The 26,987-nt window shown below is 67.8% G+C and carries 26 protein-coding genes; 16 read left to right on the top strand and 10 right to left on the bottom strand.

Translation table 11 applies throughout. From position 1 onward, the window contains the following. Positions 1 to 52: 52 nt before the first annotated feature. From OG817_RS29085 to OG817_RS29075, 3 genes are read right to left on the bottom strand one after another with little or no spacing between them, the layout of a single operon-like run. Positions 53 to 634: a GerMN domain-containing protein gene (locus tag OG817_RS29085; RefSeq protein WP_406047753.1), complete on the bottom strand. Its 582-nt coding sequence runs from the start codon at positions 632 to 634 to the stop codon at positions 53 to 55. Next, entirely contained in the window at positions 631 to 1,995 is a 1,365-nt protein-coding gene (locus OG817_RS29080; protein WP_406047752.1) for an ATP-binding protein, read from the bottom strand. Before OG817_RS29080 ends, OG817_RS29085 begins: the two co-directional genes overlap by 4 nt. Continuing rightward, a complete protein-coding gene (locus OG817_RS29075; protein ID WP_393388742.1) occupies positions 1,992 to 2,687 on the bottom strand; it encodes a response regulator in 696 nt (231 codons plus the stop codon). Before OG817_RS29075 ends, OG817_RS29080 begins: the two co-directional genes overlap by 4 nt. A gap of 148 nt (positions 2,688 to 2,835) precedes the next feature. Here OG817_RS29075 and OG817_RS29070 point away from each other — a divergent pair, with 148 nt between their 5' ends. Continuing rightward, complete coding sequence (locus OG817_RS29070) at positions 2,836 to 3,147, top strand: STAS domain-containing protein (RefSeq protein WP_406047751.1); 312 nt, start codon at positions 2,836 to 2,838, stop codon at positions 3,145 to 3,147. A gap of 64 nt (positions 3,148 to 3,211) precedes the next feature. On the opposite strand, the gene OG817_RS29065 is transcribed toward OG817_RS29070, so the two are convergent. Then, positions 3,212 to 4,021 (bottom strand): phytanoyl-CoA dioxygenase family protein, encoded by an 810-nt coding sequence (locus OG817_RS29065; RefSeq protein WP_406047750.1) that lies wholly within the window; start codon positions 4,019 to 4,021, stop codon positions 3,212 to 3,214. Positions 4,022 to 4,164: 143 nt separating this feature from the next. Here OG817_RS29065 and OG817_RS29060 point away from each other — a divergent pair, with 143 nt between their 5' ends. Beyond that, complete coding sequence (locus tag OG817_RS29060) at positions 4,165 to 5,022, top strand: AraC family transcriptional regulator (RefSeq protein WP_406047749.1); 858 nt, start codon at positions 4,165 to 4,167, stop codon at positions 5,020 to 5,022. On the opposite strand, the gene OG817_RS29055 is transcribed toward OG817_RS29060, so the two are convergent. The 3 genes from OG817_RS29055 to OG817_RS29045 all read right to left on the bottom strand — a co-directional run bounded on the left by OG817_RS29055 (position 4,994) and on the right by OG817_RS29045 (position 7,800). Next, complete coding sequence (locus OG817_RS29055; protein WP_406047748.1) at positions 4,994 to 6,349, bottom strand: MFS transporter; 1,356 nt, start codon at positions 6,347 to 6,349, stop codon at positions 4,994 to 4,996. The two genes, OG817_RS29060 and OG817_RS29055, sit on opposite strands and share 29 nt — an antisense overlap. A gap of 138 nt (positions 6,350 to 6,487) precedes the next feature. Continuing rightward, positions 6,488 to 7,036, bottom strand: coding sequence for an NPP1 family protein (locus OG817_RS29050; RefSeq protein WP_406047747.1), 549 nt, complete (start codon positions 7,034 to 7,036; stop codon positions 6,488 to 6,490). Positions 7,037 to 7,323: 287 nt separating this feature from the next. Further along, entirely contained in the window at positions 7,324 to 7,800 is a 477-nt protein-coding gene (locus OG817_RS29045) for a DUF4383 domain-containing protein (RefSeq protein ID WP_406047746.1), read from the bottom strand. Between the two features lie 178 nt (positions 7,801 to 7,978). On the opposite strand from OG817_RS29045, the gene OG817_RS29040 reads away from it, so the two are divergent. Both OG817_RS29040 and OG817_RS29035 read left to right on the top strand, forming a co-directional pair. Beyond that, entirely contained in the window at positions 7,979 to 10,666 is a 2,688-nt protein-coding gene (locus OG817_RS29040) for a LuxR C-terminal-related transcriptional regulator (RefSeq protein WP_406047745.1), read from the top strand. A 131-nt stretch (positions 10,667 to 10,797) separates the two neighbouring features. Next, positions 10,798 to 11,472 carry a hypothetical protein gene (locus OG817_RS29035; protein ID WP_406047744.1) on the top strand — a complete coding sequence of 225 codons (675 nt, stop codon included), beginning with the start codon at positions 10,798 to 10,800 and terminating at the stop codon, positions 11,470 to 11,472. 354 nt (positions 11,473 to 11,826) lie between these two features. Here the strand turns inward: OG817_RS29035 and OG817_RS29030 are convergent, their stop codons facing one another. Beyond that, on the bottom strand, positions 11,827 to 12,321 hold the full coding sequence (locus OG817_RS29030) for a hypothetical protein (RefSeq protein ID WP_406047743.1): 495 nt from the start codon (positions 12,319 to 12,321) through the stop codon (positions 11,827 to 11,829). 136 nt (positions 12,322 to 12,457) lie between these two features. Here OG817_RS29030 and OG817_RS29025 point away from each other — a divergent pair, with 136 nt between their 5' ends. Then, positions 12,458 to 13,489 (top strand): phosphotransferase enzyme family protein, encoded by a 1,032-nt coding sequence (locus tag OG817_RS29025; RefSeq protein ID WP_406047742.1) that lies wholly within the window; start codon positions 12,458 to 12,460, stop codon positions 13,487 to 13,489. Positions 13,490 to 13,522: 33 nt separating this feature from the next. On the opposite strand, the gene OG817_RS29020 is transcribed toward OG817_RS29025, so the two are convergent. Continuing rightward, complete coding sequence (locus tag OG817_RS29020; protein ID WP_406047741.1) at positions 13,523 to 14,281, bottom strand: IclR family transcriptional regulator; 759 nt, start codon at positions 14,279 to 14,281, stop codon at positions 13,523 to 13,525. A gap of 277 nt (positions 14,282 to 14,558) precedes the next feature. Between OG817_RS29020 and OG817_RS29015 the strand changes: the two genes are divergently transcribed. From OG817_RS29015 to OG817_RS28980, 8 genes are all read left to right on the top strand, one after another. Continuing rightward, the gene (locus tag OG817_RS29015) at positions 14,559 to 15,962 is read left to right on the top strand and encodes an extracellular solute-binding protein (protein WP_406047740.1); all 1,404 of its coding nucleotides are present in this window, start codon (positions 14,559 to 14,561) and stop codon (positions 15,960 to 15,962) included. Then, a complete protein-coding gene (locus tag OG817_RS29010; protein WP_406047739.1) occupies positions 15,959 to 16,891 on the top strand; it encodes a carbohydrate ABC transporter permease in 933 nt (310 codons plus the stop codon). Before OG817_RS29015 ends, OG817_RS29010 begins: the two co-directional genes overlap by 4 nt. After that, positions 16,888 to 17,808, top strand: coding sequence for a carbohydrate ABC transporter permease (locus tag OG817_RS29005; RefSeq protein ID WP_406047738.1), 921 nt, complete (start codon positions 16,888 to 16,890; stop codon positions 17,806 to 17,808). The genes OG817_RS29010 and OG817_RS29005 overlap by 4 nt, the downstream gene beginning before the upstream one ends. Before the next feature lie 23 nt (positions 17,809 to 17,831). Next, on the top strand, positions 17,832 to 18,278 hold the full coding sequence (locus tag OG817_RS29000; protein WP_360445440.1) for a Rieske (2Fe-2S) protein: 447 nt from the start codon (positions 17,832 to 17,834) through the stop codon (positions 18,276 to 18,278). Positions 18,279 to 18,357: 79 nt separating this feature from the next. Continuing rightward, complete coding sequence (locus OG817_RS28995) at positions 18,358 to 19,251, top strand: PDR/VanB family oxidoreductase (protein WP_406047737.1); 894 nt, start codon at positions 18,358 to 18,360, stop codon at positions 19,249 to 19,251. Positions 19,252 to 19,279: 28 nt separating this feature from the next. Further along, positions 19,280 to 20,374 (top strand): amidohydrolase family protein, encoded by a 1,095-nt coding sequence (locus OG817_RS28990; RefSeq protein ID WP_406047736.1) that lies wholly within the window; start codon positions 19,280 to 19,282, stop codon positions 20,372 to 20,374. A gap of 8 nt (positions 20,375 to 20,382) precedes the next feature. Beyond that, entirely contained in the window at positions 20,383 to 21,492 is a 1,110-nt protein-coding gene (locus OG817_RS28985; protein WP_406047735.1) for an amidohydrolase family protein, read from the top strand. After that, positions 21,489 to 22,577, top strand: a complete 1,089-nt coding sequence (locus OG817_RS28980) for a mandelate racemase/muconate lactonizing enzyme family protein (RefSeq protein ID WP_406047734.1) — start codon at positions 21,489 to 21,491, stop codon at positions 22,575 to 22,577. Before OG817_RS28985 ends, OG817_RS28980 begins: the two co-directional genes overlap by 4 nt. A gap of 151 nt (positions 22,578 to 22,728) precedes the next feature. On the opposite strand, the gene OG817_RS28975 is transcribed toward OG817_RS28980, so the two are convergent. After that, positions 22,729 to 23,628, bottom strand: a complete 900-nt coding sequence (locus OG817_RS28975; RefSeq protein ID WP_406047733.1) for a hypothetical protein — start codon at positions 23,626 to 23,628, stop codon at positions 22,729 to 22,731. Between the two features lie 158 nt (positions 23,629 to 23,786). Between OG817_RS28975 and OG817_RS28970 the strand changes: the two genes are divergently transcribed. From OG817_RS28970 to OG817_RS28960, 3 genes are read left to right on the top strand one after another with little or no spacing between them, the layout of a single operon-like run. After that, a complete protein-coding gene (locus tag OG817_RS28970) occupies positions 23,787 to 26,075 on the top strand; it encodes a BTAD domain-containing putative transcriptional regulator (RefSeq protein ID WP_406047732.1) in 2,289 nt (762 codons plus the stop codon). A gap of 47 nt (positions 26,076 to 26,122) precedes the next feature. Further along, complete coding sequence (locus OG817_RS28965) at positions 26,123 to 26,482, top strand: ArsR/SmtB family transcription factor (RefSeq protein ID WP_396395614.1); 360 nt, start codon at positions 26,123 to 26,125, stop codon at positions 26,480 to 26,482. 1 nt (position 26,483) lies between these two features. Continuing rightward, entirely contained in the window at positions 26,484 to 26,975 is a 492-nt protein-coding gene (locus tag OG817_RS28960) for an SRPBCC domain-containing protein (protein ID WP_406047731.1), read from the top strand. The last annotated feature ends 12 nt before the right edge of the window (positions 26,976 to 26,987 follow it).

Below are 26,987 nucleotides of genomic sequence, written 5' to 3'. Positions count from 1 at the left end.
CGACACACGATCTCAAAGTTTCCTCAGCATGCTCGTCAAAACCTGGGCCCGCTCACTGCGACCGCAACGCCTCGTAGTCCTTGGCGGTGAGCGGCTTCGTCGTCAGCGAGCCGTCCGCCAGCAGCGCCTCCACCGGTACCCCGTTGTGCGAGAACGTCACCTCGTCGACGGCCGGCAACGCGGTCACGGACAAGACGATCTGCCCGACGGCCAGGACGTTCTCGGCCGCGGACCGGCCGCCGGTCTCCCCGGACAGTTCGAGTACGACGCTCTTCGCCTGAACCTGGATCACGCCCAACCTCAGTCCCGGCTGCAGGGCGGACGTGAGGCCCCCGGCCCGCTCGGTCGCGGTCGGTCCGTCCTGCAGCCCCTGGAGTACGGCGCTCATCAACTCGGTCGACGTCGTGCTCGGCGCCTCCCGGTTCAGCGCGACCAGCCGGTCCCGACGGACGAAGTTCACCTGAACCGTCGCCTGTCCGGACGTCGCCGGGGCCGGTCCCGTCGTCGGCCTGCTGGCGGTGCGCAACCGGGACGGGATCGCCCCGGGGTCGATCGGCGCCGGGTCCTCCTGGACCGGAACCCCACAGCCGACCAGTACCAGGGCCGCTGCGACGGCCACGGCGGTCGCCTTCATGCCCGCGCCTCCGGCAGCCGTACGACGAACCGCGCGCCGCCGGTCGGAGACGCCGAACACCAGACCGCACCACCATGGATCGCGACGGTCTCCGCGACGAGTGCCAGACCGAGACCTGTCCCCGACGACGATCCGCGTTTGGTCGCGCCGGTGGCGAACCGCTCGAACACGCGCTCCCGATCGTGCGGCGGGATCCCCGGGCCGCCGTCGTCGACCAGCACCAGGACGTCCTCGTCGACCTGGGCGACCTCGACAGCGGTCAGCCCACCGCCATGCGTCTCGGCGTTCTCGAACAGGTTGCGGAACAGCCTGCCCAAGCGAGGCTTGTCGGCCTTCACGACGACGTCCGTCCCGCCGCGCAGCAGGGTGGGTTCGCGGCCGACCTCGCCGAGGACCTGGCGGAGCAGTTCGCCCAGATCGACGGTCGTGCTGGGCCGCTGGTCGAGACCGCCGTCGGACCTGGCCAGCTCGAGCAGGTCGTCGAGCAGCCGCCGGAACCGTTGCAGGTCGGCGGTGACGAGGTCCAGGGCCCGCTGCGACCGCTCCGGCAGCTCGTCGCGTCGCGCGTTCAGGAGGTCGACGCTGCCGACGAGTGTGGTCAAGGGGGAGCGGAGCTCATGGCTGACGTCGGCGGCCAGCCGGGCGTCGCGGTTGATCCGCTGCTGCAACGTGTCGACCATGCTGTTGAAGGATCCGACGATCGTGGCGAGCTCCGGGTCCTCCGTCGCGGGCAGCCGGGTGTCGAGCTCGCCGCCGGCGATCGACGCGGCGGTGACGGCGACCCGGTTCAGCGGGGTGACGACGGATCGGCTCGCCCAGAGCCCCAGGCCGGCACCCGCGGCGGTCGCCAGCGCCGCGCCACCCATCAGGATCCCGCTGAGCAGCCGCAGGTTTCCGTCGAGCTCACTGAGAGGAGCGATCTCGTAGAACTGCCCGTTGACCGAGGGCAGTGGCACTCCGACCACCATGTACGCCTCGTCGTCCGACCGGAACCGCTGACTGGCCGGACGGCCGTTCGCGATCTCTTCCAGCACCCCACCCGGTACGGCGTCCCGTCCCTCGTCGAGCGCGGACGCGTACCACTGGTCTCGCCACCGCAGGATGATCGAGTGACCCGCCGGGGTCCCGGCCGCGGTCAGGACCGCAGAGACATCGGCGCCGGCACTCGACAGCCGGCGCTGGACGTACGCTGCATCCGCGAAAGTCTGGTGCTGGACGACTTTCTCCCGCTGGGCGAGCAGGTAGCCGCGGGCGAGGAGATAGGTGCTGATGGCAAACACAGCGGAGACGAGCAGCGCCACCACGGCGAAGGCGAGCACCAGCCGGTGCCGCAGCCCCAGGGCGTGCACGCCGAATCTCATCGCGGATCCAGCCGGTAGCCCATTCCCCGGACCGTGGTCACGAGTTGAGGTCGTCCGGGATCACGCTCGACCTTGGTGCGCAATCGTCTGATGTGGACGTCGACGATGCGTTCGTCGCCGTAGTACCCGTGTTCCCAGACCGAGGCCAGCAGCGCCGACCGGCTGAGCACCCGGCCGGGTGGCGAGGCGAGCTCGACCAGCAGCCGGTACTCGGTGACGGTCAGCGGGACGTCCTGGCCGTCCAGCCGGACCGCGCCCCGGGACGTGGACAGCATCAGCCGCCGGCCCGGATCGGAGTCCAGCACGATGTCGGGCTCGGCCGCCTCCGCGCTGGTCCGCAGCCGCCGGCGCAGCGCCCGCAGCCGCGCGGTGATCTCTTTCACCTGGAACGGCTTGGTGACGTAGTCGTCCGCACCGGCCTCCAGTCCGGCCACGATGTCGTGGGTGTCGGACCGCGCGCTGACGATCACGATCGGGATGTCGCTGATCCGGCGGATCTCCCGGATGCACGTGTAGCCGTCGATCTCGCCGAGCATCAGGTCGACCATCATCAGGTCCGGCATCGCGGCCCGTGCCTGTTCCAGCGCCGTCGGCGTATCCGCTGCCTCGGCGACCTGGTAGCCCTCGTCCTCGAGGGCGAGCCGCAGTACGGCCCGAATGCGATCGTCGTCCTCCACGATCAACACCTGCATCGGCACCGGCACATCCTCGCAACTCCGAACGCGGTTGTGACGGGCTGGGCACCGCATGTCATCCGATCGTAAAGAAGGACCACCACCGATCTCAAAGTCCGAGGCGCAGGGTTGTACCAGTGCCACAACTGCATCGGAGGACCCGTCGATGACCGAGACGAGCCACGGTCCACTTCCCCAGAAGGCCATCGTCACGTTGTCCGACACCGACCTGAACGACGGCCTGACCGCACTGCGCTGGCGACTGCGCGAGCTCGTGATGGAGGGCGTGTGCCTGGTGGTCGTCGACGTGTCCGACCTGGGCCAGATCTCGTCGACCCTGCTGGCCGAACTGCTCGACACGCACCGCACCTGCCGCCGTCGTGGCGGTGGGGTGGTCATCCGGCACGCCAGCCGGAAGATGACCGACGTACTGCGCCGTACCGGCCTCGACAAGGTCTTCGACGTCGAGGCTGCGTGACGGCGAAGCGATGTGACCATCGTCGAGTTCGCCGCTCACACTTGTTGCCGGCAGCAACCGGAGCTCAGTGGAGGACGGGGTTCAACGGGCCGTCGGCGACGGTGCCCGGTGCGCGGTTGCCGAGGAACGCGGCGAGATCGCCCTGCTGGAAGGGATTCGCCGGCGGCGCGATCTCGATCGCCGCGTCCATGTAGATCACGGTTATCACCCGGCGTGGCGTCGTACTGGAGTTGCCCGGGGCGCGGTGGATCGTCCAGCCCGAGTGGAAGCTGACATCCCCGATCGCGTACGGCGAATCGTCGACGCGGAACCCGGACTCGGTCACGAAGGTGTCCAGCTTGGCCTCGGACTCGTCGCTGATCTCGAGCTCACGGCCGTACCCCGACCGGTGGCTGCCGGCCGCGAACGTCAGCGGACCGAGCTCCGTCGGAGTGTCCTGCAGTGGAATCCAGGCGGTGACGGTGCGGTCCGTCGACAGCGGCCAGTAGTGCTGGTCGACGTGCCACGGCGTGAAGCCTCCGCCTGCCTCCTTGTAGAGCGCCTGGTCGTGGTACAGCCGCACCGACGGCACACCGAGAAGCTGAGCGGCGATCCCGGCGAGGCGGCGGGAGAAGACGAACTCGCGGACCGCGTCGCTGTGCCGCCACAGGTTCTCGACCTGGAGGAACGCGCGGCTGTAGGTGTTGCGTTCGGCCAGCGGCAGGTGCTGGGTGTTGATCCGGAGGACCTGCTCGGTGATCTCGGGCTCGTAGTGCGCCACGACGTCGGGGCTCAGTACGCCGCGCAGCTTCACGTAGCCGTCAGCGGCGTACTGGTCGACGGCGCCCGGACTGACGGCGTACGGCTGGTCGAGTTCGGTGGCGGTGGTGGTCATCGGGCCTCCCAATCGGCGAATGGTGACCAGTTTCTCCTCAGCGGCGATCGGGGTGCCACGCGTCCAGCGGCCAAAACCGGTACTCTGCTGACCAATTCGATAGGGCGGATGGCGGTCGGGCGTCGGCAGAGTACTGTTCTGGCATGCGGCCGGCGTACGAGCACATCCCTGCCTCGCCGCATCAGTCGTGGCATCTCGGGCTGCGGGCGGAGCCACGGTTCGGGTTCGACTGGCACTACCACCCGGAGTACGAACTGACGCTGATCGTCGCCGGATCGGGCCGGCGCTACGTCGGTGATCGGGTCGCCGACTACGGTCCCGGGGATCTGGTCCTGCTGGGGGCGGAGACGCCGCACACCTGGGAGTCGGAGGCGGCCGGGTGGCATGAGGCCGTGACCGTGCAGTTCCTGTACGACGCGTTCGGCACCGGGTTCTTCGATCGGCCTGAGTTCCGCGGCGTACGGCGCCTGCTGGCCCGATCCGACTGTGGCTTACGCTTCGACGGCGCCGACGGTGTCCCGGATGCCATGGTTGCCCTGAGCAACACCACCGACGCGGCGAGGGGGACACTCGCCGTCCTCGAGATCCTGGTGTCGCTGGCCGGTCAGCCGGCTGAGACCATCGCGACCCGTTCCCTCGTCACCGACGTCGATGCCGCCGCCCGAGATCGGATCGACCGCGTGATCGGCCTGGTACGTCGCGACTACGCCGAACGCCTCGCCATCGGTGCGGCCGCGGCGCTGGTCTCGATGTCACCGGACGCGTTCAGTCGGTTCTTCCGGCGGCACACCGGCCGGACGTTCACCGACTACGTCAACGACGTACGGCTGGCCGAGGCGTCCCGTCGGCTGATCGAGTCGGACACGCCGATCAGCGCGATCGCGACCGGCTGCGGCTATCCCAACCTCTCGCACTTCAACCGCCGCTTCCGCACGCAGAACGCGATGAGCCCGCGCGACTTCCGCAATCACTTCAGCTCCGCCGCAGTACGCCGAGGGTGAGGACGATCGTGGCGGCGGTGATGGCGGCGCCGGTCCAGGCCGCGGTGGCGTAGGCCGGCTCGGCGGGGAACCGGTCGGTGGTCTGTGCGGCGAGGACGATGCCGGTCAGCGCGCTGCCGATCGAGAAGCCGATGCTGCGGACGACCTGGTTGACGCTCATCGCGCTGGCGGTCTCGGACTTCGGCGTCACGGCCAGGATCACGGCCGGCATGGATGCGAAGAACGCGCCGACGCCGAGGCCGAGGACCGTCATCGCGACCACAGGTCCAGCGAGGTGGGAGCGGGTCAGCGCGAAGAGGACGAAGGCGACGAGCACCGTCGTGGCGCTCGCGGCGAGTCGGCTCCGCGGGCTGAGGCGCAGCCGCGGCAGGAACTTCCCGGCGGCGAAGCCGGCCACCGAGAAGGGGACCAGGATCAGACCGGCCTCGAAGGTGTTCAGGTCGAAGCCGTAGCCGGTCGCGGCGGGCGTCTGGACGTAGCGGGTGATCAGGCTGAGCAGGAGGTACATGCCGATACCGCCGGTGAAGATCACCAGGTTCGCGCCCGCGACGGCCGGATGGCGGAGGAGACGGATGTCGACCAGCGGATGCGCGACGCGAGTCTCGACGAAGGCCCACAGCACCAGGAGAAGCAGTGCGGCAGCCAGGATCGCCGCTGACCAGGTCGGGTGGTCTCGCCAGAGCTGTGTCTGACTGATGACGACGAGGAGAGCCAGTAGACCGACGGTCAGGAGAGCCGCTCCGGGAATGTCGACTCGGCGACCCGGCCGCGGCGGCGCCTGCGGAAGCACCACGAACGCGGCGACGAAGGCCAAGGCCGTGACCACCAGCCCGAGGCCGTACGCCGCGCGGATGCCGGCGGCGTCGGTCAACGCTCCGGCCAGGGGATAGCCGACGCCGATGCCGGCGGTCGATGCCACCGACAACAAGGCGATCGTGCTCGCTGCCCGCCGTTCGCCGAGGTGATCGGTGGCGGTCGCCATCGTCAAGGCGGTCAGACCGAGCCCGGTCCCTTGCGCCGCGCGCCCGATCAACAGCACGGCGAACGGCAGCGGTACGACGGTCAGCGCGCTGCCAAGGACGACGATGCCCAGAGTGGTCAGGACGACGGCCCGGCGATGCGGTCCGGATCCGAGCCGGCCGAGGACCGGAGTGGCCACGGCACCCGACAGCAGCGGGATCGTCAAGGTCCATTGGGATGCCGCCAGGGACACGTCGTACTGGTCGGCGACCGCGGTGATCAGCGGCGCGCCGAGGCTTCCGACCACGGCGACGACCAGGGCCACGAACACCACAGCGGGAACCAGGAACCGGGGCTCATCGTTCATGCCGTCCACTCCACACCCGATGCATTGCCCGCCGATATGAATTCCGTCACCGGCAGCGCGAGACGCACGCCTCATCGACACGACAGACCGGGTCTGAGCGCGACGGCTCAGACCCGGTCAGTGGGGTGCGTCAGGTGGTCATGCCCACGGGTCGAACGGGATGCCGGCGGGCTTCGAAGCGTTCAGGAGGTTGCGGAAGCGGTCGTCCTTGTCGGTGATCTTGATGGTCGCGGAACCGAAGTCCGCGGTCATCAGGGTGTCCCGCAGGCCGGTGCTGGGCCAGCCGTTCCAGTCGACCAGCGGCGGGTACCGCCAGTTGTGGTAGTGGTTCTCCGGCGGTTCGTCGTTGCTGTTGGCCAGCCGGAAGAAGTGCGTGCTCGCGCCGTCCTTGTGGTAGACGACCTTCGGGTGCGAGCCGTCGAAGCGCACCTGCGACCTGGCGTAGGTGACCTGGCTGGAGTGCTGCGTGGTGGTCACGTACTCGACCTGGTTGGCCGACTGGTTGATCCACGAGATCACGTGTTCGAAGTCGTGCCGGTGGCCGCCGGCGTTCTGCGGCAGATGCGGTGGCGGAGCGGCGTACGCGGACACTGCGGTGGTGACCATCAGCGTGGCGGTGCCGAGCACGACACCGAGCAGTCGGCGGGTGCGCGCGCGTCGTCGAGGTGGGGGAGAATCGGGCGTCATTCTCTCTCCTTCAAACGGGCGGACGATGTTCTGGGGCGCGAACATCGGACCTGAGAATGACAGGACAAAGACGTAGGTGCATATACGTAACGTGTCTACGGATTCAGGGTTTCGTCCCCGGTTCACCGTGCGGGTAGGGCCCGTTCACCGGCGTTCGGACATGACGACTCCAAGCGCATCCACTTGACGATCTGATGACGGCAGGATCGGGCGGCGCAGTGTGAGCATGTCTCTCGGATGACGAATGGTGAAGGCGTCTTGAGCCTCGCCGGACCGGGTTGTTACGTTCAACTCGCGGTCCGGCCGTTCTCCCCCGTAACGGCCGGCCGCATCTTATGAGGCCGCCGCCAACTCATCCGCCGCCAGCTGATCCTGGCCGGCAGCGCTGCCCCCACCAGCATCGTGAGCGCCAGTACGACGTGCAGCCACACGTCAGCCGGCCCGATAGGCACCAGATCCGCGACCACCTGAGCCGGGCCTAACTGTCCGTAGGCCAGCAGCACGACCATCAGCAGTCCCGCGCCCGCCAGGAACGCACGGCAGTGCCGCGCGGATCCCGCCATCACCAGAGCGGTGACGCCGAGAGCCAGCTGCAGGATCCCGCCCACCACGGACACGTGAAAGACCCCGAACAACAGCCCTTCGGTACCGATACTCATCCGCGCGACCCCGAAACAAGCCAGCGAAATGAACGCTCCCGCCACCCACAGCGCAACCCCCTGGGTCGCGGTCGGAATGGAGTGCTGAGCCGATCTGTACTCCATGCGCTCTCCTCACACCGGGCGACCGTGCGGAATGACAATCCTACGAACCCGCGCGCCACTCCGCTCGCCTCTCCGGAGAGTCGTAACCCGGCGCACCCTGCGGTTCATCTGGACATTGCCGTAGGCAACAAGTCCTGAGCGCTACTCGGGGCCGACGGCGCGCCGCTATGATCCGGACGTGTCGACTCCGGTGCTCGCCACCAAGTTGTTTCCGCCGGCCCGGCGGTCGGAACTGGTGGCGCGCCCACGGCTCGCCGGCCGGTTGGACAGCACCCTGGACCGCGGCCACCGACTCACCCTCATCTCGGCGCCGGCCGGCTTCGGCAAGACCACGCTCCTCAGCGACTGGGCCGCGGGCCAGGAGCGGGTGGGGTGGCTGTCCCTCGACGAGGGCGACAACGTGCTGCCGCGTTTCTTCGCCCACCTCTGGGCGGCGCTCGCCGGCATCGGTCTCGACCTGGATCCAGCGGCACTGGACGACGCGCCGATGATCGCGGTGGTCAACGAGCTCGTGCGCGCCGGGCGGCAGGCGCCGGACAGCCACTGGCTGCTCGTGCTGGACGACTACCACGTCATCCACGCGCCTGAGGTGCACGAGGCCATGACTTTCCTCCTCGACCACGCGCCGGATCAGCTGCATCTGCTGGTGACGACGCGCGCGGATCCGCCGTTCCCGCTGTCGCGGCTGCGGAGTCGCGGGCAGCTGACGGAGGTGCGGGCGGCGGATCTGCGCTTCGCGCCGGCGGAGGCCAGGGAGTTCCTGAACGAGATGATGGGACTGCAGCTCACCGAGACCGACGTACAGGCGCTGGAGGAACGGACCGAGGGCTGGATCGCCGGTCTTCAGCTGGCTGCGCTCTCGCTGCGGGGTATGGCGGACCGCGGGGACGTTGCCGAGTTCATCGGAGCCTTCACCGGCAGCCATCGCTTCGTCATCGACTACCTGGTGGATGAGGTCCTTGCCCGCCAGGACGCGGTGGTCCGCGACTTCCTCCTCCGCACCGCGGTCCTGGACCGACTGACCGGTGACTTGTGTGATGCAGTCACCGGTGGGGTCGGCGGTGGTCAGGTGCTGGAGGAGCTGGACCGCGGCAACGTCTTCGTGGTCCCGCTGGATGCCGAGCGCTCCTGGTATCGGTACCACCACCTCTTCGGCGATGTCCTGCGCGCTCGCCTGATGGCTGAGCACCCGGCGCAGCTGCCGACGCTGCATCAGGCTGCGAGCGCTTGGTACGCCGCGCACGACCTGGTCGCGGACGCCGTACATCACTCACTCGCCGCAGGTGACCGCGACCGCGCTGCCTACCTGATGGAGGAGGCGCTGCCGGAGCTGCGCCGCGCACGGCAGGACAGCCTGATGCTGGAATGGATGCGGTCGCTGCCAGAGTCCGTCGTACGGCGGAGCCCCGTCCTGAGCATCGTGTCCGCTTGGTCGCTGATGACGGCTGGTGACCTGGACGGGATGGAGCACCGGCTCGATGATGCCGAGGCGGCGCTGGCGGCCGGCGCGCAAGACCGGGCCCTCGCGGCAACGTGGGCTGACAACGAGGACCTGCGGACCGCCCCGGCGACCGTGTGGGTCTACCGGGCTGCGCTGGCTCAAGCGCGGCACGACGTACCGGCCACTGTGCAGTGCGCCCGGCGGGCGCTGGAGCTGGCGGGCGCCGAGGACCACTTCGTGCTGGGAGCCGCGTCCGGGTACCTCGGTCTGGCTGCGTGGGCGGCCGGTGACGTCGAGGAGGCCTTGGCCACGTTCTCGGACGCGGTCCGGAGCCTGCACGCGGCGGGGAACCTGATCGACGAGCTGGACACCACGGTGGTGCTCTCCGATATGTGGATCACCGCAGGCCGTCCCCATCGGGCAAGGCGGCTGTACGAGCAGGCCCTGGCGACGGCGATCGGAGGCGGCGAGCCGTACCCGCGGGCTGTCGCCGACCTGCACGTGGGACTGGCCGAGCTCGACCGTGAGCAGGGTGATCTGGTCAGTGCAGAGGCCCATCTGGAGACGGCGAGGGTGCTCGGCGAGCGCGGCTCGATCACAGAGAACCGGCACCGCTGGTACGTCGTCACCGCCCAGGTGTGCGTCTCGAACGGCGACCACGCCACCGCCAGGGAGCTGCTCGACCACGCGGCAACGCTGTACCGGCCCGGCTTCTACCCGGACCTCCGCCCCCTCGCCGCCATGCGAGCCCGCGTGGACATCGCAGCCGGAGACCTTGCTGCGGCTCAGCAGTGGGCGGACGACCACGACGTCGCCGTGGCCGATGACGCGTCGTTCCAGCGCGAGTACGACCACCTGACGCTCGTGCGGCTCCTGCTCGCCAGTGGCACCGCGCCACTCGGAGACGTACTTGCACTGCTGGACCGGCTGTATGCCGACGCTGAGCGGACGCGCGCAGGCAGTCTGTTGGAGATCGGCATGCTGCGAGCCCTCACTCATCAGGCGCGCGGGCAACGACCGGAGGCTCTGGCCGAGCTGGATGCGGCACTGGCCAGGGCGCCGGAGCCGGACGGCTACGTGCGCTTGTTGCTCGACGAAGGCGTCCCGATGCTTGCCCTGCTCCACGAGGCCGCGTCCGTCCAGGAGGGCGGCGAGTACGACGTACTGCGCCGGCATGCTCGCCGACTCCTCGGCACCGGTGCTGCCGACGTACCTGCCCGTGGATCACTGGCCGACCCGCTCAGCGAACGCGAGCTCGAGGTCCTGCGCCTCCTCGACAGCGAGTTGACCGGCCCTGAGATGGCCCGCCGGCTCTTCGTCTCGCTGAACACGCTCCGTACGCACACCAAGCGCATCTTCACGAAGCTGGACGTCAACAACCGCTCGGCCGCCGTCCGCCGTGGCCGCGAGCTCGGCTTGCTGTAGCACTCACCTGTCCCGCGAGGACATGTCACATCGTCAGTCACCACATGTTGTGACGCCCGGTCGCCACCTCCCGAAATACGTTCCGGACATACCGCGGCAGCCGCCACGGACCACCGGAACAGGAGCCGGACATGACCATCACGCCAACCACCCTCAGCCGGGCCGCAGGCGCCGCCGCGGTCGTCGCAGGACTGATCTTCATCGGGGTCCAGATCAACCACCCGCACCTGGACGCCACCTCCATCGGCACGACCGAAGTCATGGTGCGGAACTTGCTGAAGCTGCTGATGGCCGTACTGGCGCTGGTCGGCATCACCGGCATGTACCTGAGCCAGGTCCGCAAGAACGGGGTCGTCGGACTCGTCGGCTACCTGGTTCTCGGCACCTGCTACCTCGCCATCATGAGCACCGTCGCCATCGCCGCGTTCGTCCTGCCCTCCATCGCCGACACCAACCCCGGCTACGTGAACGACGTCATCGCCGTGGCCAAGGGCCACTCCGCCACCGGCGACATCGGTCTGCTGCAGATCGTCCAACAGGTCCAGGGCTTCGGCTACCTGGCCGGCGGCCTCGTCTTCGGTATCGCGCTCTATCGCGCCCGCGTTCTGGCCCGCTGGGCGGCCGCGCTGCTCGCCGTCGGTGGCGTCGTCAGCATCGTGCTCTCCTTGCTGCCGGACGCGTTCTACCGGCTGCTGGCCTTCCCGAACGGCATCGCGATGATCGGCCTCGGCTACTCGCTGTGGCGCATGGCCCGAACCGTCACCACTCAGCCGGCCGCGATCCGTGCGACGGCGGATGCGAAATGACCCAGCACGCCGCCTCTGGCACCCGGCCGGCGCCGCAGCGCCGGCCGGGTTCCCGGGACGGTTCGAGCGTGCGAGTGCCTGCCGCGCTGATCGCACTCACCCTCATCCCGCTCGTCGCCGGGTCGCTCCGGCTCGTCGAGCTCGTCGGCGGCCCGCAGGTGTTGCCGACGAACCCGCGCATCGACGCCTCACCCGCCCCCGGTCGTCCTGCACGTTGTCGCCGCCGCGGTGTACGTCGTCGCCGGCGCATTCCAGTTCCCGCTCGAGTACGCCGCACCCACCGCACCTGGCACCGTCGAGCCGGCCGCGTGCTCGAACAGGAGAAGGCCATGACCGCGACCGCTGGCGTTGAGCTCAGTTGGCTCGGAGGCGGATGGCCAGTTCGACATCCCAGAGGGTCTTGCGTGGCTGCTGTCGGGGGTCCGTGTGGTACGCCTCGTAGCGGCAGCCGAACTGATCACCGGCCGGTACTTCGTCCTTGTCGAGAACGAGTCCCTCGGCTTCGGACCACTCCAGCAGAGCGCGGTTCGCCCGCAGTGCATGGTTGCGATAGATGAGGGATGCGTACTGACCGGCGGGCAGTACGCCGGGTCGCACCCGGTCGTCGCCCGGATGGCTGGTGCCGGTCACGCCGACCTCGAGTTCCATCGGTCCGTTCATGTCGATCGTGAGCAGCCGAAGGAAGAAGTGCCCTCGAGGTTCGACGTTCGCCTGCTCCAACCACCCGATCAGCTCGTTCAGGAGCTGATCACGCACCTTCAACATCCCGCGGAACGGCGTGACCACCGTGATGCCGAGCGTGGCGACCTCAGCCCGGTCGTCGACATGAGGCGGGGTCAGGATCTCCATGCGAACATCCTGGGGTGCTTGACGCCACATGTCGATCCGCCGGCGATCCTGCTGGAGCTCGACCGGCATGACCACCCCATCGGACCTTGTGAAAACCCGTGGTCCTGCTCTCGCTCGGACGCCTATGTTGGCGGTCGTGCCTTACGCGACTGCTGACGACGGGTCCGGCGGTGCGCGGCTGGAGTCGGTGGCCCGTACCGCGCTGGCCGCCTACGACCTGCCCGGCAAACCGGCCTTGCGTCCGCTCGCGTTCGGCCTCAATGCGACGTTCGAGGTGCGAGCGGCGTCGACGCGCTACGTGCTGCGGGTCCACCGAACCGGGTATCGCACGGCGGACCAGATCCGCTCGGAACTCGAGTTCGTGCGCACGATCGGCACCGAGTTGGCCGGCGACCCCGCGGTGCCGGAGCCAGTGCCGGATCGGGAAGGGGCGTTGGTCGTCGAGACGGAGTACGGCGGCGAGCGGCGTTACTGCGACCTGCTGAGCTGGCTGGACGGACGGGTGCACTCGGTCGGAGACGGCCTGGATGATGCCGGCGTGTGGGCGCTCGGGCGTGCGCTCGGCCGGCTGCACAACGCCGGCGCAGCCTTCCGGCCGTCGGTCGGATTCGCCTTGCCACGTTGGGATGCCGACGGCATGTTCGACCCGGCCGCTTCACCGTTCCGGCCGACGCTCGCTGTCGAGGACGTACTCGCGCCGGCCGATCGCGCACAGTTCGCCGAGATCGCCGCGCGGACACAAACGGCCTTCGACGCCCTCGGCAGAGGTGAGGACGCGTACGGAATCACGCACATCGACTACATCCTCGGCAACTGCTTCCTGCGCCGGGGCACGGAAGGCTGGAACGTCAGCGTCTTCGACTTCGACGACTGCGGGTGGGGGTACTTCGCCTACGACCTGGTCCCGTTGCTGGGCAACCTCGCCGGTTATCCGGGTCCGGTCAGAGACAACCCTGCCTACCCCGAGCTGCGGGACGCGTACCTGGCCGGCTATCGCAGCGCGCGGCCGCTGCCGACCGAGTGGGAGCGGCTCGTGCCACTGATGCTGGCCGCGCGGAACGCCAACCACTGCCTGCTCACCGCCCGCCCGGACGTCTCCGGCACTCCGGCGGACGATGCGGCTTGGCGGATGGACCTGGCCCGCCGCTGCTTGGAACTGCCTGTCTAGATTCTGGTCGAGGCTCGGGTGCTCTCCGCGGAGTCACCCCAGTAGGCCGAGCAGGTCCTTGGAGATTGCTTGGGCCTCGCTGATCAGGAGGGGGACGGCCGCCTTGCCGAGTTCCTGCGTCATCCGGAACGTCGGGCCGGAGACCGAGATCGCCATCGAGATCGGGACATCGGGGATCGCGACGGCATAGCAGACGACGCCGATCTCCTGTTCGCCCTTGTCGGTCGCGTAGCCCGCGCGGCGGATCCGGTTGAGTTCCGTGCGGAGCTTGGCCAGGTCGGTGATGGTGTGCGAGGTCTCGGCCGGCATGCCGACCCTGCTCACGATGCGGGCCACCTGGTCCTCGGACAGGGCGGCGAGGATCGCCTTCCCGACCCCTGTCGAATGTGCGTGCGCGCGGTGCCCGACCTCGGTGAACATCCGCATCGCATGCCGCGAGGGGGACTGGGCGATGTAGACGACCATGTCGCCCTCCAGTACCGCCAGATTCGCCGACTCGCCGATCTCCCGGGCGAGCGTGTCCAGGTGCGGTGTCACGATCGGGCCGAACTGCGACTCGACCCGGCCCGCCAGTCTCGTCAGCTTGAGCCCCAGCCCGTAGTGGCGGTTCGGCAGTTGGCGTGCGTAGCCGAGTGAGACCAGCGTCTTGAGGAATCGACGCGTGGTCGGAGCCGGGACGTCGATCGCGGCCGAGAGTTCGGTCAGCGACGAGTCGCCGCTGTCGGCCAGCAGCTCGAGCAGGTGGAACGCCCGTTCGACGGATTGGACACTCCCCGACGTCCTGTTCTCCACCGTCCCGCTCTCTGTCTCAACCCCCACGCCGGGATTCGCTGGAGCCAGCATAAGTGGTGCGCCGGACGGGTCAGAGCGCTATCGATAGCTTCCGCATATTGGAACTACTCTTCCGCATAGTGTTGACAGCTCTGCGTCAGTGAGCCAACACTTGGACCACCCAGATCAATAGCCCACAGCTCTCAGGCGCCACGTAGTACATCGGTGTAGAGAGCTGTCGTTGCGCAGACTTCGGGGGCCTGCGCCGGGCGACCCCGCCTTGCCGAGGGAGACACTCATGACTTCCGGCTCGTTGCTCACCCGCCGCCGATTGCTCCAAGGGGGCCTGGGGCTGGCTGCCGCCGGCGTCGCCGGGACCTCGCTGGCCGCGTGCGGCTCAGGATCGTCCGGTACGCCGTCAGGCTGGACAGAGGTGACCTTCAGTTCCGTCGGCGATCCCACCACCCAGAAGATGTTCAAGGACATGATCGCGGCTGCTCAGAAGGAGAGCCTCGACGAGCACAAGATCAAGATCGTCTGGAAGCCCGCGCCGGGCGACGACTGGGCGAGCGTGATGCTGCAGTTCGCCTCCGGTACGGCGGCCGATCTGCAGCGCATCGACGACGACCGGGTGTACGACCTGGCGACCAACGGCAAGATCCTGCAGCTGGACAAGATGATGCAGGACGCCAGTACAGGGTTCGATCTGACCAAGTACAGCCCGACGTTCACGACCAAGGTCGCGGTCGAGGGGTATCAGTTCTCGATCACGCCCGGCATGAGTGCGAATGCCCTGTACTACAACAAGAAGCTGTTCGCCGATGCCGGGCTCACGGCGCCGACCTCGTGGGCCGATGCGTGGAGCTGGGACGAGTTCGACGCAGCGGTCAGGAAGCTGACGAACAAGAGCGGCAGCCGGACCGATACCTACGGTCTGCAGTACGCGGTCAACACGATCCAGCCCACGGCGTACGGTGCTGGTGACACCGCGCTCTACAACAACCAGACCGAGTGTGGTTACGGCAAGCCGGAGACGCTGGACGCGATCGACAAGCAGGTCTCCTACATCCGCGAGGGTTTCGCCCCCACGATCGACGTCGAGTACCTGCCGCTGTTCAACGCGGGAAAGCTTGCCATGACGTGGCAGGCCATGGACATCAGCGCGCAGATCAGCAAGAACGTCGACTGGGACGTGATGCCCTGGCCCAAGACACCGCTGTTCGCGATGACGAAGAACTACGCCCGGACCTGGGTCATCCCGAAGACCGCGAAGGATCCGCAGGCCGCCTTCCTGGCGATGAAGGCGCTGTGTGGCAAGGCGGCATCGGATGTCATGGCCAAGGCACAGTTCGCCGTACCCGCGCTGACCGAGGTCGCCAAGAGCGCCGCGTTCACCGACCATCCGCGGCCGAAGACGGCCAGCGTCTGGGCTGAAGCGCTGGGCACCGCCGCCGGCCACCCGGTCGACGTGCCGTTCCCGCGTGGGCCGATCGGCACGGCGCTCGCCGACTCCTTCGTCGAAGGCACCAACGCCAACAACCTGGTCAGCGGCAAACTCGCCACCACCGACTACCTCAAGCGCGGACGGGATGCCGTCAACGCCGAGATCAAGAAGCGCGGCTGGAGCGGGGACAAGGGCAAGGAGTTGCTCGAGAAGGGAGGAGCGCTCACCGATCCCGACCTGAAGGTCGCGGCAAAGTGACGGCCACCCAGACCCTCCAGGCGAGGGACCCTGCGGCGGTCGACCGGCGCCGTGGAGGGCGGCGCCGCAACCTCCGCGGCTGGATGTTCATCGGGCCGGTCGTCCTCGGAACGCTGCTGTTCAACGTCATCCCGGTCCTTCCGACCCTGGTGACGAGCTTCACCGACTGGGACGGCCTGGCCGCGCCGAAGTTCACCGGCGTGGCCAACTACAAGGAGATGTTCTCCGGGCAGGATCCACTGTTCGGCAAGAGCCTGATCAACACCGCCATCTACACGATCGGGTACGTCCCGGTCGGGATCATCATCGGGATCGCGCTGGCCGTGCTGGTCAACAACCGGCTCCGGGGGATGGCCGTCATCCGGGCGCTGATCTTCCTGCCGTACGTGACCTCCCTGGTCGCTGTCGGCGTCGTCAGCCGGTGGGTGTTCAGCGATCAGTACGGCGTGATCAACGCGGTCCTGGCCTCGTTCGGCATCACCGGACCGCACTGGCTGGGCGAGCCCGGATCGGCCATGGCCGCGGTGATCGTCACGGCGATCTGGGCGAACATGGGCTTCAACATGATCATCGTCCTGGCCGGCCTGCAGGGGGTCCCGGAGACGTTGATCGAAGCGGCCACCCTCGACGGGGCCGGCCGGTTCTCACGCTTCTTCCACGTGACGCTCCCGTTCCTGACGCCGACGATCTTCCTGTTGCTGATCCTGCAGACGATCGGCTCCTTCCAGGTCTTCGCGCTCGTCCTGGTGATGACGGGCGGCGGACCGGGCGACGGCACGTACGTCTACATCTACCACCTCTGGTACGAGGCGTTCTCGCTGCGACGGATGGGCTACGCCTCGGCCCTGGCGATCGTGCTCTTCGCTGTGCTTGTCGCGGTCACCTGGATCCAGAACCGGATTTCGAAGAGGTGGGTGTTCTATCAATGACGGTCGAAGACACTCGTGCTCCCGAACGGATCGCACCACCGCGGTCGCCGCAGCCGGTCGACGATGGCGGCGATGAACGGCGACGGCGGGCCGGCCGGATCGTGGGACCGACGGCGACGTACGTCGTCTGCGTCATCGCGGCGTTGATTGCCATCGGCCCGTTCCTGTGGATGCTGTCCAGCTCGTTCAAGGAGCCGGGCGACGTGATCAGCCTGACCCCGCGCCTGCTCCCGAACCCGTTCACCCTCGACAACTACGCGTACCTCGTCAACAACGGCGTCCTGCCCTTCATCCGGTTCCTGGGCAACAGCGCCTACATCACGGTGCTGGTGATCATCGGCCGGCTGATGGTCTGTGCCTTGGGCGCCTACGGCTTCGCGCGGTTGCAGTTCCGCGGACGGGACGCCGCCTTCGGGCTGTTGCTCGCATCGCTGATGATCCCGGACATGCTGATGGTGCTGCCGCTGTACTCCGCCTATGTCAAGGCCGGCCTGATCGACACCCACTTCCCGTTGATCATCCCGCCGATCGTCGCCAACACATTCGGCACGTTCCTGCTCCGGCAGTTCTTCATGACCATCCCCAAGGAGTACGACGAGGCCGCCCTCGTCGACGGTGCCAGCCACTTCCGGATCTTCGTGAGCATCATCCTGCCGCTGTCGAAGCCGGCCCTGGCCACGCTGGCCGTGCTGACCTTCGTCAACGTGTGGAACGACTTCTTCGGCCCGTTGGTCTACCTCAGCGATGTCAACAAGTTCACCGTCCCGGTCGGGCTGGCGTTCTTCCAGACCCAGGACAGCACCCAGTACGGCCCGCTGATGGCCGGAGCGACGCTGGCCATCATCCCGACCGTCCTGGTCTTCGTGTTCGCGCAGAAGTACTTCACCCGCGGAATCTCGATGACCGGAATCAAATGATGCCTTCTGGACAAGGAGACAATGTGACCAAGTACGTGGTGGCGACGGTCGACGAGATTCCACCCGGCCAGCGGAAAGTGGTCGAGATTGCCAAACGGTCGATCGGCGTCTTCAACGTCAAAGGCAACTTCTACGCGATCCGCAATCAGTGCCCGCACGGTGGCGGACCGATGTGTGAGGGCGTGACATCCGGACTGGTGCGCTCGGACAAGCCCGGGAACTACGACTATGTCATGCGCGGGGAGATCATCCGGTGTCCCTGGCACGGCTGGGAGTTCGAGATCGCCACGGGTCAGTCCTGGTTCGACCCCGCGAAGACCAAGGTCAAGGCGTATCCCACCGATGTGGAGTCCGGTGAGGCCCTGGCCAGGAATCCGGAGCTGTCCGCGGCCGGGTTCCAGCCCGGTCCGTACTCCGGTGAAACGTACGAGGTCGAGGTCGACCGCGACTATGTCATTGTCAATATCTGACGCCCCGGTGGGAGTGGAGGCGGTGCGCGAAGCGACCATGTGCCTGCGGGTGAGATCCCACCGGCAGGTGTCGTCCGGCGTGACCGAACTCTTGCTCGTCGCCGCCGACGCCTCGGAGTTGCCGTCGTGGACCCCGGGGAGTCACATCGACGTACAGGTTCGCCCGGGGCTCGTTCGGCAGTACTCGCTGTGTGGCGATCCTGAGGATCGCCGCCAGTGGCGCATTGCCGTGTTGCGCGAGCCCGAGAGCCGTGGCGGCTCCGCCGCGTTGTGCGAGCGGGTCCAGGCCGGTGACGTGCTGACGGCGACCGGGCCGCGCAACCACTTCCCGCTGCACGAGTCCCCGCGGTACCTGTTCATTGCCGGCGGCATCGGAATCACGCCGATCATCCCGATGATCGGCGCGGCACACGCGGCCGGCGCCGACTGGCGACTGGTGTACGGCGGTCGCAGCGAGGCGTCGATGGCCTACCGGGACGAAATCAGGAGCTTCGATCCCGAGCGCGTTCTCGAATGGCCGCAGGACCGTCGCGGCTTGATCGAGCTGGATCGACTCCTGGACGAACCACAGGCCGGGACGCTGATCTACTGCTGCGGTCCCGAACCCCTGATCGCGGCCGTCGAGGCGAAGAGCGCGCATTGGCCGCACAAGACGCTTCAGGTCGAGCGGTTCGCGCCGAGACCTCTCACCGAGGTCGCGCCCAACACCTCCTTCGAGATCGAACTGGTCGACAGTGACGAGGTACTCGTCGTACCGCCCGACCAATCCATCCTCGAAGTCGTGGACGAGGCGGGGATCTACGTCTTGTCGAATTGCGAAGAAGGCACCTGCGGCACCTGCCGGACGACCGTACTGGAAGGCGTTCCGGATCATCGGGACTCCGTCCTCGACGACGACGAACGCGCCGCCAACGACACGATGATGATCTGCGTCTCGCGCGCACTGTCCGCCCGATTGGTCCTCGACCTGTGAGTTCCCAACCACGAAGGTGAGATCACAAGTGGCCACCCAACAACTCGAGAACTACGCACGACCCCGGCAGTGGGCCGGACTCGACCTGGTCGACACCGACGTACATATCAACCTCGGCAACCTGCGGAGCCTCTTTCCGTATCTCGAGGCGCGGTGGTGCGACTACATCACCGAATCCGGGATGGGCGGGCTGGCCTCGAACCTCTATCCGTCCAATGCGCCGAATCTCTTCCTCGAGGGCTCACGGCCGGACCAGGGACCGCCCGGATCGAGTCTCGAGCTCCTCCAGCAGCAGCTACTCGACCCGTGGCAGTTGCAGTACGCGATCCTCAACTGCACCTACGCCGTCGACTCCGTCCACAACGACGACCTGGCGGCCGCGCTCGCCCGGGCGCTGAATCGCTGGCAGTTGCACGAGTGGCTGGAGCAGGATCCACGCCTGCGGGGCTCGGCCGTGCTTCCGCTGCAGAATCCGGCGCTCGCGGCCAAGGAGGTCGAATGGGCCGCGCAGCACAGCCAGTTCGTTCAGGTGACCGTGCCGTCGCGCAGCCGTGAGCCGCTCGGCCGGCGCGGATTCTGGCCGATCTACGAAGCCGCGCAGCGGGCCGGGCTCGTCGTCGGCGTCCAGGCCGGAGGTCTGAGCGGCAACCCGGTGACGCCTGTCGGCTGGGCGACGTACTTCGTCGAGGACTACGTGAGTGTTCCGCTGGCGTTCCAGGCGCAGCTGATGAGCTTCGTTGCCGAAGGCGTCTTCGTGCAGTACCCCGAGCTGACGGTCGCGACGATCGAGGGCGGCTTCAGTTGGCTACCGCCGATGCTGTGGCGGTTCGACAAGGACTGGAAGGGTCTGCGCCGCGAGGTTCCGTGGGTGGAGCGTCCTCCGTCGGAGGCGATCCGTGACCACGTCCGGATGACCATCGCGCCGCTCGACCGGCCCGACACCCCGCAGTTCCTCGTCGAGGTCATCGACCAACTTCTCTGTGACGAGTTGCTGATGTTCTCCACCGACTACCCGCATGCGCACTTCGCGAACGCCGCCGACGCGCTGCCCGAGGGGATCTCCGGGGATCTGCAGACCAAGATCATGTCCGGCAACGCGCACGCGACGTACCGGCTGGGATGAGGAGAGACATGACACAGACACAGACTCAGCCGCGGGCCGAACGTCGTACCGCCGCGAAGCAGATGATCATCGATTGCGACATCCACAACGTGATGGCACCCGGAGCCTTGGAGCCCTACCTCTCGGATCGCTGGCTCAGCCATCTGAAGACCTTCGGCTCGCGCCAGCACTCGGGCAACGTGTATCCGAAGGGATCGCCGGCCCGGTACGACGCCTTTCCGCCGTCCGGACTGCCCGCGGGTGCCGATCTGGGGTTCATGCAGAAACAGCATCTCGACGGGCTGAATGTCGAGTTCGGGATCCTGGGTCCGCTCAGTGGCTCCGGCAGCCAGCTCGATCCGGAGTTCTCCGCGGCGTTGTCGGCGGCAACCAACGACTGGCAGATCAAGGAGTGGCTGGAGCCGGAGCCGCGGCTGCGAGCGGGCATGATCGTGCCGGCGGAACACAGCGAGCAGGCGGTCGCCGAGATCGAGCGGCTCGCGGGTCATCCGGGGTTCGTGCAGGTGCTGCTGGTCGCGCGCAGTGCCGCGCCGCTCGGCGACCGCCGCTACTGGAAGATGTACGAGGCCGCCGCCCGGCACGATCTGCCCATCGGCATTCACTACGGCGGTGGCGTTCGGGGCGTTCCGATGAGCGCCGCGGGCTGGCCGTCGTTCTATATCGAGGATCACGCGGGGATGTCCGCCGCTTTTCAGGCGCACGTGGCGAGCCTGATCTTCGGAGGGATCTTCGAGCGGCTTCCGAACCTGCGGATCGCGCTGATCGAGGGCGGGTTCGCCTGGCTGCCGTCCCTGGCCTGGCGGATGGACACGCACTGGGAGCGCTTCCGCGCCGAGGTGCCCGACGTACGCCGCAGGCCGTCGGAGTACCTGCGCGACCACTTCTGGATGACGACGCAGCCGATCGAGGAACCGTATCGACCCGCCGACCTGCTGAAAGTGTTCGAACACCTCGGCGGAACCGACAAGGTGATGTTCTCCACCGACTATCCGCACTGGGACTTCGACCATCCCCAGCACGCCTTCAAGGTCCGATTGTCCGCAGAGCAGCGGGACGACATCTACACCGAGAACGCCCGGGCGTTCTACAAGCTGCCGGCGCGGGTGGAGTCGCATTGACCAAGATCAGCTCGATCGAGACGTTCGACGGCCATGGTTGCATCGTCCGTGTTCGTACCGACGACGGGCTGGTGGGGTACGGGCAGACGGCGCACTCCGAGGCCCGGATCACCGGGGAGGTGTTGCACACTCTGGTCGCGCGGAACTATCTGGGCCGGGACCCGTTCGACGTCATGACCCTGGCCGAGGAGTGCGCACGTGCGGAGTACAAGTACTTCGGCAGCTTCCTGTTCCGGGCGTTGGCCGGCGTCGACACCGCGCTGTGGGACCTGGTAGGCAAGGCGAAGTCCCAGCCGGTCTACCAGTTGCTCGGTGGAAAGTTCCGGCAGTCGGTGCCGGTCTACGGTTCGGCAATGCGTCGCGACACGACGCCCGAGGAGGAGGTCGACCGGATCGTCGCCGCCGTCGCCGCGCATGGATTCCGCGCGGTGAAGGTCAAGATCGGCGAGCGCAACGGCCGCGATGCGGAGTCGCGATCCGGCCGGACCTGGCGGCTGGTTCCCTTGCTGCGCAAGGCACTCGGCGATGACATCGAGATCAGCGCGGATGCCAATGGTGCCTACTCCCCGGGTCAGGCGGTCCGGGTCGGGCGACTGCTCGAGGAGTACGACTACCTGCACTTCGAGGAGCCGGTGCCGTTCTGGGAGTACGAGAACGCCAGGAGCGTCGCGGCGACTCTCGACATCCCGGTCGGACTGGGGGAGCAGGAGTTCTCGGTCGAGAACATGCGACGGATCATCCAGGACGGCATGGCCGACGTCATCCAGCCGGACGTCTGCTACATCGGCGGCATCACACGGGCCCGGCAGGTTGCGGAACTGGCCAACCTTGCCGGGCTCCCGTGTGTCCCACACTCGTCGGGGAGATCGTTGACGGCGATCTTCACCGCGCACCTGGTGACGGCGATGCCGGCATGCAACCTCTTTCACGAGTGGACCATCGAAGACGCCTCGAACATGCGGGTCTACGAGCCGTTCCCGGTCGCGCGAGACGGTGAGGTCGTGCTGTCCGACGCCCCCGGCTGGGGCGTCGAGATCTCCGACACCACACTGCAGCGCATGGAGCGCCGGATTTCCTCTCTCTGAACCGACTACCGAGGCGTTGTCTACTCGCCTCGCCGTGGCGGGGAGACGAACGAAGGGGCCCGGTCGTCAACCGGGCCCCTCCTCCTTCCCCTGAGAAGGTCCACTGGCCCTTCGTCGAGGTTGGCTCGGCGCTGCGACCGCCAAGTACGGTTCAGATCCCCAGGCCCTTGCCGTCGACGACCAGGCCGGCGGGTGGCGCCTTGGGTGCGGGAACCCGGCCGTAGTCGGTGAAGGTCATGAAGTCGCGGCCGGCACCATTCTGGAAGCGGACCGGTCGGGCGGTGCGGGTGTCGATCCAGAGAGTGGCACCCCGTGCCACCAGCCCGACCGACAGGACGCCGTCCACCACCTTCTTGCCGGTCTTCTTAGGGCGGCCGATCTCGGCGAAGAAGTCCTTGAAGAAGGTGTCTTGCTTGGTCATGTCGATCAGCGCCCGGCCCTCAGCATCGATTTTGGACGGCTTGATCCACTTTCCCTTCAACAGGGAGAGCATTGCGCTTGTCTCAGCCTTGCTGGCATTGTCCGCCTTGGCCATGGCACGGATGGTTGCCTCCGACATGAGCATGTAGACGTCCTTGCCGACGACGCGGTAGGTGATCGGCGTACCGGCCAGGAGGAAGGCACCCTGGCCGCCGCCCTTGCTGAGCTGCAGGTCGAGCCGCAGGTCGCCTGTGCTGTCCACCAGGAGGCCCTTGACCCTCACCCCCGGCGCGGCGCTTGCTGCTGCCTTCGTCCGGGCAAGGAGAGTTTCGGCGGGCAGTGTGGACAGGTCAGGCGGCGCAGGCGGCGTAGCGGTGGCCGTCGGACTTGCCGGGGCGGACGGGGTGTTCGATGAGGTGGTGGCGGCAGGGGTGGTGCCGGCCTCGTTGGTGGTGCCGCAGCCAACGACTGCTGCGGCCAACAGCGCAGTGCCGGCCCAGGCGCCGACTCGAATCCAGGGGAAGAACATGAGGAAGTACTCACTTTCTCGTCCGCCGGTGACATCCGGCGCAGGTGGTGGACCGCCGGTGACGTCCGGCGGTTGCCGCGGCGGGAGTTCGACGGACTCCACGGGGCGACGGTGACGAGAACGACTCTGGTACGGCGTACTGCGGTCCCGCTGCCGTCTACTGCGGCCCCACTGCCGGATAGAATGCCGTCCCCACTGCCGGACCTGCGCAGCCGCTGCGACGGGCGTTGTTCGGCACGGCGGGCAGGGTTGGGGGTGCGGTGGTAGGCGTAGTCCGGTTCGAGCTGCTCGGACCGCTCCAGGCTCGGCGAGACGACCGGGTGCTCGACCTGGGTCCAGCCAAGCAGCGCGCGGTCCTCGCGACGCTCCTGTTGTCGGTGAACCGGCCTGTCCCGATTGCGCGCATCGTCGACGTCGTCTGGCAAGGCGAGCCACCGGGCAACGGCACCAACGTCGTCCAGAAGTACGTCGCGGGTCTGCGGCAGGTCCTCGAACCAGGTCGCGCACCACGCAGCAGCGGAGATCTCCTGGCGCTGACGGCCGGCGGCTACGTCCTCACTCTCGCGGCCGGCAGCACCGACACCGACCTCTTCGACGAGCTTGTCCGGCAGGGCCACCAACTCCGGACCATGGGAGACCTCGAGCAGGCGGCTGCCACCTTCCGCCGCGCACTAGACCTCTGGCGCGGCAGCGAGGCCTTGGCCGGACTCAGCGGTCCCGTCTTCGACGCGGCGCGCCGGGAGTTCGAGACTCGCCACGCAGCCGCCGCCGAGAGTTGGGCCGACCTGGAACTGGATCTCGGCCGCCACCTGAGCCTGCTGCCCGACCTCACCGGCCTGCTGAGCCGCCATCCCTTGCGCCAAGACCTCCACGCCGCTCACCTGCTTGCTCTCTATCGCACAGGCCGCCAAGCCGAGTCGCTCGACGTCTACCGCGCCACTACCCAGCTGCTCAAGTCCCATCACCAAACCCCCAGTCCACGGCTCCAGGCCCTTCACACGCGCCTCCTGAACAATTCCCCGGACCTTCTCCCACCGGCAGCAGGTGCGGGTCTGCGCTTCGACGTACTGGGTCCGCTGCGAGCGAGCCGGGACGGACTCCCTCTACAGCTCGGCCCCAGCAAGCAGCAGGCAGTCCTAGCGACCCTGCTCCTGTCGGCGAATTCGGCTGTACCGCCGGACCGCATCCTGGATGCTGTCTGGCCCGACGACGGACGGCCGGACAATGGGCCCAACGTCGTACAGAAGTACGTCGCGGGGCTGCGAAAGGTTCTCGATCCGGACAGGGCTCCGCGGAGTGCTGGGCAGGTGCTGGACCTGACAGTTTCCGGCTATCGGCTCACGGTCGCACCGAACGGCTCCGACCTCGACGAGTTTGCCGCCCGGATCAGTCGAGCACGTGAGTTGCGAGCCCGCGCCGACCTGGAGGCGGCAGCGACGGAGTTGCAGTCGGCGCTCGGACTCTGGCGAGGCGAACCCCTGGCCGGCTTGCAGGCCGGGTCCGTCTTCGATGCCGCCCGTGACCGTTTGAAGGACGACCGGGCGTCAGCGTTGGAAGACTACGCGGAGGTCTTGCTGCAGCTGGGACGACTCGATGCCCTACTCGAGACCCTTCCAGCGCAGATCAAGGAGTTCCCGCTGCGTGAGCGACTCCGGGCTGTACTGATCGAGGCTCTCGACCTCAGCGGCCGGCGTACGGAGGCGCTCGCGGCGTACGACGAGACCCGGCGACTGCTGGTGGGGGAGTACGGGATCGAACCCGGCCAAGTGCTGCAACGCCTTCATACCCGCCTGCTCCAGGACAACGAGCCGCCCGGAGGACGGATTCCACGGCCTGAAGCGGCGACACCTCCGTCAGGTCCGTTTCAGGTCTCCTGGACGCAGGTGCCCAGCGTCCCCCGACGCACTCGCCTGCAACGCATCTTGCTGAAGGTCCTCGCCGCCGCTTTGCCGATCGTCACCTGGGGGTTCGCCTGCGGCCCGATGATGGCCGTGCTCGCCTGGCGCCGCCGTAGCCGCCTTCTGGGTGCCTGCGCGGTCGGGTACTTCGCTCTGCAGTGGACCGGCGTGGTGATGTTCACGCAAAGCCCGGAAGACTTCAGCGGTATCTTCGACGACCTCGGCATGTCGTTGATGATCTTTCCCTTTCTCATCTGCTCAGTCCAAGCGGCCGTGATCGTTGCCCCGGCACCCTCCGCGGCCGCCGACCACGACCTCGCCGAGGAACACCGGCGCGTCGCGCGCGAGATCGCGGCTCGCTCACCGCTGTACGCGCAGCGGCTCGGCATCGGCCGCCCCGACCTCCCGCGGACGTTCGACGACGGCGGTCTGGTCGACCCGAACCATGTGCCGACGGAACTTCTCGCCGCGGTCCCCGGCATTTCGCTCCAGCACGCGGTCCTGATCGTGGTCGACCGGACTCATCGTGGCCCGTTCAAGTCGGTCGAGGAGCTGGCTGAGCGAGGACTACTGCCGCACCCGCTGCCGAGTTCCACCCGCGACCACCTCGTCGTCGTACAGCCGGACGACGGGTCGCCTATAGCTCGCTAGCCACCTGCCCGCTTGACATTCTCATCCGAGGACACATACTTAGGTATATGCCTAAGTATTCGGAGGGGGCCGACGGCGACGCCAAGCTCGACCGAATGTTTCGCGCACTGGCGGACAGCACCCGCCGGGCGATGGTCGCCCGGCTGGTCCACGGGCCGGCGTCGGTGAGCCAGCTCGCCGAACCGTTCGGCATGGCGCTGCCCACCGTCGTCCAGCACCTCGGGGTGCTCGAGGAGGCGCAGATCGTGTCGTCCGAGAAGGTCGGCCGGGTGCGCACGTACCAACTCGTGCCCGACGCGCTGGTCCCGGCCAACGCCTGGATCGTGGCCCACCGCCGCCCGCAGGAACGCCGGCTCGACCGCCTGGGCGACTACCTCACCAACCATGACCCGACACAGGAGCAATGACATGAACGACCGCACCCAGACCCACGCCACGTTCGTGCTCGAGCGCGAGTACCCGGTCCCGCTCGAGCGCGTGTGGGCCGCCTTCGCCGACCCTGAGATCAAGCGCAAGTGGTTCGGTAGCGACGACTTCGTCTACGTCGAGCGCACTGACGAGTTCCGGGTCGGCGGCGTGGCGATCGACGACGGGCGTCTGGGCGAGGACGGCCCGCTGTCCCAGTTCCACGCCACGTACACCGACATCTCGCCCAACGAGCGGATTGTGTACACGTACGACATGTGGCTCGACGGGGTGCACGCCTCGACGTCGATCAGCACGATCGTGTTCGAGCCCACCGACGACGGCGCCGGCCCGGGGACCAGGCTCACGTTCACCGAGCAGGGCGTCCACCTGGATGGTGTGCACGGTCCCGGGCCGGATGCCGCGGCCGGTCGCGAGTCCGGCACCGCCGGCCTGCTCGACGCGATCGGCAAGCTGCTCGCCAACGGCGGCTGAACCCGTCGCGGT

It is taken from the genome of Kribbella sp. NBC_00889 (assembly GCF_045207705.1).
Classification (GTDB): Bacteria; Actinomycetota; Actinomycetes; order Propionibacteriales; family Kribbellaceae; genus Kribbella.
Note: the sequence above shows the minus strand (reverse complement) of the source record. Positions and strands in the feature narration are given on the sequence as shown.